Source organism: Sphingomonas sp. (genome assembly GCF_019746015.1).
Taxonomy (GTDB): Bacteria; Pseudomonadota; Alphaproteobacteria; order Sphingomonadales; family Sphingomonadaceae; genus Sphingomonas.
Genome location: NZ_JAIESM010000076.1, coordinates 1 through 3,984 on the forward strand (window position 1 = coordinate 1; position 3,984 = coordinate 3,984).

7 protein-coding genes, 1 tRNA gene and 1 pseudogene are annotated in these 3,984 nt (G+C 71.1%); 6 read left to right on the forward strand and 3 right to left on the reverse strand.

Annotated elements, in window-relative coordinates; all coding sequences use genetic code 11:
• From infA to K2Y03_RS10930, 5 genes are all read left to right on the forward strand, one after another.
• The coding region (gene infA, locus K2Y03_RS10910; protein ID WP_294090712.1) for a translation initiation factor IF-1 at positions 1-134 on the forward strand (134 nt) is incomplete at its 5' end.
• Between the two features lie 15 nt (positions 135-149).
• Entirely contained in the window at positions 150-719 is a 570-nt protein-coding gene (locus K2Y03_RS10915) for a nucleoside triphosphate pyrophosphatase (protein WP_294090706.1), read from the forward strand.
• Entirely contained in the window at positions 712-1,617 is a 906-nt protein-coding gene (locus K2Y03_RS10920) for a ribonuclease (RefSeq protein WP_294090707.1), read from the forward strand. Before K2Y03_RS10915 ends, K2Y03_RS10920 begins: the two co-directional genes overlap by 8 nt.
• Entirely contained in the window at positions 1,617-1,802 is a 186-nt protein-coding gene (locus tag K2Y03_RS10925; RefSeq protein WP_294090708.1) for a DNA gyrase inhibitor YacG, read from the forward strand. Before K2Y03_RS10920 ends, K2Y03_RS10925 begins: the two co-directional genes overlap by 1 nt.
• 29 nt (positions 1,803-1,831) lie before the next feature.
• Positions 1,832-1,907, forward strand: a tRNA-Phe gene (locus K2Y03_RS10930).
• Positions 1,908-1,993: 86 nt separating this feature from the next.
• Here K2Y03_RS10930 and K2Y03_RS10935 read toward each other — a convergent pair.
• The 3 genes from K2Y03_RS10935 to K2Y03_RS10945 form a co-directional block, all read right to left on the reverse strand.
• The gene (locus K2Y03_RS10935) at positions 1,994-2,473 is read right to left on the reverse strand and encodes a GAF domain-containing protein (protein WP_294090709.1); all 480 of its coding nucleotides are present in this window, start codon (positions 2,471-2,473) and stop codon (positions 1,994-1,996) included.
• Positions 2,474-2,599: 126 nt separating this feature from the next.
• Complete coding sequence (arfB, locus tag K2Y03_RS10940; RefSeq protein WP_294090710.1) at positions 2,600-3,001, reverse strand: alternative ribosome rescue aminoacyl-tRNA hydrolase ArfB; 402 nt, start codon at positions 2,999-3,001, stop codon at positions 2,600-2,602.
• Positions 2,998-3,642, reverse strand: a complete 645-nt coding sequence (locus K2Y03_RS10945) for an RluA family pseudouridine synthase (protein ID WP_294090711.1) — start codon at positions 3,640-3,642, stop codon at positions 2,998-3,000. The genes arfB and K2Y03_RS10945 overlap by 4 nt, the downstream gene beginning before the upstream one ends.
• Before the next feature lie 70 nt (positions 3,643-3,712).
• Here K2Y03_RS10945 and K2Y03_RS10950 point away from each other — a divergent pair.
• Positions 3,713-3,984, forward strand: a pseudogene (locus K2Y03_RS10950) (D-alanyl-D-alanine carboxypeptidase family protein); the annotation flags it as partial.

Below are 3,984 nucleotides of genomic sequence, written 5' to 3' on the forward strand. Positions count from 1 at the left end.
ATCACGAAATCCTCGGCCATACCGCCGGCAAGATGCGCAAGAACCGCATCCGCGTGCTGGTGGGCGACGATGTGCTGGTCGAACTGACGCCCTATGACCTGACCAAGGGGCGCATCACCTATCGCTTCAAATAAGCTTCTGGGCCGGGCATGAAGCTCGTGCTCGCCTCCGCCTCGCCCCGCCGGCGCGATCTGCTCGCCCGGCTGGGGGTGACGCCGTACCGGATCGCTGCCCCCGATATCGACGAAACGCCCCGCCGGGGTGAGCAGCCGCGCACCTATGTCGAGCGGATGGCGCGCGAAAAGGCGCTTGCCGTGCCGCGCGCCGGGGACGAGCTGGTGCTGGCGGGCGACACTACGGTCGCCGCCGGCCGGCGCATTCTGGGCAAGGCCGAAAGCGCCGACGAGGTGCGCGCGATGCTTGCTCTCCTCTCCGGCCGGCGGCACCAGTGCCTGACGGCGTTGTGCCTGGTCGGCCCCGATGGCCGGCCGCGCCTGCGCCTGTCCGCCAGCACCATCGCCTTCAAACAGCTGAGCGCGGCCGAGATCGACGCTTATGTCGACAGCGGCGAAGGGCTGGGCAAGGCCGGCGGCTATGCCATTCAGGGCCGCGCCGAGGCGCTGATCCGCTGGATGCAGGGCAGCTATTCGGGGATTGTCGGCCTGCCGCTGTTCGAGGCGCGCGCGCTGCTGACCGGCGCCGGCTATCGCTGTGGCTGAATGGCTGATCGAAAACGGCATTGGCGAGGTGCGCGCCGCGCTGGTCGATGACGGGCGCATCGTGAAGGCGCGGATAGAACTGCCCGGGCTGCGGCTGGGCAGCGTGGTGGCGGGGCGGCTGGCCCCGGCGCGCCGGGTGCGGCTGGAGGGGGGCGGGGAGATCGCGCTCGACGGCCCGGCTGGCGCCCCCGAAGGCACGGCCGTCCGCGTGCGCATCACGCGCGAAGCTATTCCCGAGCCCGGCCGGCTGAAGCCCGCGCGCGGCGTGGTGACTGATGCGCCGCTCGCCCCCGGCCCCGATCTGCGCGCCCGGCTGGCCGCCGGCGGGATAGGGGTGCGCGAGGGTCACGCCCATGCCGAGGACGCGCTGGAAGCCGCGGGCTGGGGCGAGCTGCTCGACGAGGCGACGACCGGCGATATCGGCTTTGCCGGCGGCATGCTGCGGATGACGCCGACGCCGGCGATGACGCTGTTCGACGTCGATGGCGATGGCCCGCTGGAGCCGCTGGCGGTGGCGGCGGCAGCCGCGGTGGCGGCGGCGATTGTCCGCCACGGCATCGGCGGGTCGATCGGCATCGATTTTCCGACCCTGGCCGGCAAGGCAGCGCGCGCCGCCGTGGCGGCGGCGATCGATGCCGCGCTGCCGCCGCCGTTCGAGCGCACCGCGCTCAACGGTTTCGGCTTTTTGCAGATCGTGCGTCCGCGCCCGCGCGCCGCGCTGCCTGAGCTGCTGCGCGCCGATCCGCTGGCGGCGGCCGCCCGCGCGCTGCTGCGCCGGCTGGAACGCACCCCCGCCGGCGCCACGCCCGAGCCGGTGCCGCCGGCGCTTGCCCCCCATATCCTGCCCGAATGGCGCGCCGAACTTGCCCGCCGCACGGGCCGCACCTGGAGCCTGTAATGCCGCTGTGCCCGATCTGCCGCCGCCCGACCGCGCCCGCCCACAAGCCCTTTTGCAGCCAGGGCTGCCGCGACCGCGACCTGCTGCAATGGCTGGGCGAGGGCTATCGCCTGCCCGCCGGCCCCGTGGACGACACCGAAGAGACCGCGAAAACCGGGCTGGACAGCGACGACGCGGCCGACTAAGAGGCGCGCTCTTGGCCGCCAAAGCCAATGCCCAAGTAGCTCAGTTGGTAGAGCATGCGACTGAAAATCGCAGTGTCGGTGGTTCGATCCCGCCCTTGGGCACCATTTCCCCACCGGCTCGATTGACCGCTCGTCGCGCCGGGTGACGGCATCCTCTGCCGGCGTTATCCCAAATCAATCGCCCGGAAACGCTACAGCCGGTCGGCCAGCAGCGCGGCGAGGGCCTCCACCCCGCGCGCATCATCCTCGTCGAAACGGGCGGGCGTCGGCGAATCGAGATCGAGAACGCCGAGCAGCACGCCGCCGCGCATAATCGGCACCACCAGTTCAGAGGCGCTGTCGGCATCGCAGGCGATATGGCCGGGAAAGGCGTGGACATCGGCCACCAGCTGGGTGGTGCGCGTGGCCGCCGCCGTGCCGCACACCCCCTGGCCGAGCGCAATGCGGATGCACGCCGCCTTGCCCTGAAACGGCCCCAGCACCAGCGTGTCGCCCAGCAGCCTGTAAAAGCCGGCCCAGTTCAGATCGGGCAGATATTGCGCGATCAGCGCCGAGGCATTGGCCATGTTGGCAACCGGGTCCGCCTCTCCGGCAGTCAGCGCGTCGAGCGCGGCGAGCAGTTCGCGATAAAGCGCGGGCTTGTCGGTGGCGGCAATGTCGAAGGTGAACATGTCGCGGGATGTAGGGAAGGCACCGCCGCTTGGCGAGGGGGGCTTTAAGTGTCTGATTCGAAATTCGCGAAAGAGCGAATTTCGAGGCGGTGCCGGACTATCCGAAACCGAGTTTCGGATCAGACACTAAGGCTCCAGCCGCACTTTGCCGCGTGCGGCCTTCACCGCAGCGCGGCCTTTCTTCGCGTCCACGCGCCGGGCTTTGGCGGCCTTGGTCGGCCGGGTCTTGATGCGCCGCTCGGGCCGTTCATGCGCGGCGGCGAGCAGCGCGTCGAGCCGGGCGCGGGCGTCGGCGCGGTTCGCCTCCTGCGTGCGGAAGCGGCGCGCGACAATCATCAGCGATCCTGTCGCCGACAGCTTGCTGCCGGCCAGCGTCTTCAGCCGGCGATAGACATCGGGCGCCAGCCCCAGCGCAAACACGTCGACGCGCAACTGCACGGCGGTTGCCACTTTGTTGACATTCTGCCCGCCCGGGCCGGTGGCCGCCAGAAAGCGTTCCTCGATCGCGTGGTCGGGCACCGGCGTCATGGCGCAAAGCCTGTCTCGGCAAAGCGGCCGGGCATCGGCGCGGTTGCCTCGATGGCGGGCTTGCCCGGGCGCGGCACGCCGAGCGCGGCGGCGTGGAGCAGCATGCCGTGCGGGCCGGCGCGGCCATAGACCGGGTCGCCCGCCACCGGACAGCCCAAGCCGGTCGCGGCATGGACGCGGATCTGGTGGGTGCGGCCGGTCTCCGGCATGAACGCGACCAGCGCGCGCGCGCCTTCGGTGCGCAGCAGCTCCCAGCGCGTGCGGGCGGGCTTGCCATTGGCGCTGGCGACCATGCGCCAGCCCGCCTCGCGCGAGCTGGTCTTGGCAAGCGCGAGGTCGATCATGCCGGCTTCCCCCTCCGGCACCCCGTCCAGCACCGCCAGATAGCGCTTGTCGACCAGCCCCTGCTCGAACGCCTGCTGGTATCGCTTGTGCGCCTTGGGCGTGCGCGCCAGCAACAGGCAGCCCGAGGTGTCACGATCCAGCCGGTGCACCGGCAGCGGCCAGCGCTGAAAGCCGAAGGTCAGGCTCTGCAGGTAATTCTCGATGCTCAGGCTGCCGTCGCGGGGCGTGTCCACGGGCAGCCCGGCGGGCTTGTCGACCACGATGGCCTCGGCATCGATGTAGAGAACGTCCAGCATGGCTGCCGCCTTGCCACCATCGCCGGCCGCATGCCAGAGCTAGGGCGATGGTGATGCCGGGGATTCGATGATGCGGCGCGGTGCCCTTGCGCTGGCGCTGGTGCTGCTGCCGGTGGCGGCGCTGGCGGAGGAACTCTGCCCCGGCCAGCGGGTGGATGCCACGCCCGACGGCCGGCTGCTGGGGCATATTCCCTATGCCGAGGGGCGGATTGCCGAACTGGTGCCGGCGCCGCGCGGCTTTGCGGTGTCGGGCCGGTGCCTGATGCGGCCGGAAGTGGCGGCGGACCTGAAGCGCCTGCTGACCGCCGCCGATCTGGTGCCGGAGGTGAAGGGGCGGATCCG

Coding starts and splice junctions, on each gene's coding strand:
- K2Y03_RS10915 (WP_294090706.1), top strand. CDS start 150: ATGAAGCTCGTGCTCGCCTCCGCCTCGCCCCGCCGGCGCGATCTGCTC.
- arfB (WP_294090710.1), bottom strand. CDS start 3,001: ATGACGCCGGTGCCCGACCACGCGATCGAGGAACGCTTTCTGGCGGCC.
- K2Y03_RS10935 (WP_294090709.1), bottom strand. CDS start 2,473: ATGTTCACCTTCGACATTGCCGCCACCGACAAGCCCGCGCTTTATCGC.
- K2Y03_RS10925 (WP_294090708.1), top strand. CDS start 1,617: ATGCCGCTGTGCCCGATCTGCCGCCGCCCGACCGCGCCCGCCCACAAG.
- K2Y03_RS10945 (WP_294090711.1), bottom strand. CDS start 3,642: ATGCTGGACGTTCTCTACATCGATGCCGAGGCCATCGTGGTCGACAAG.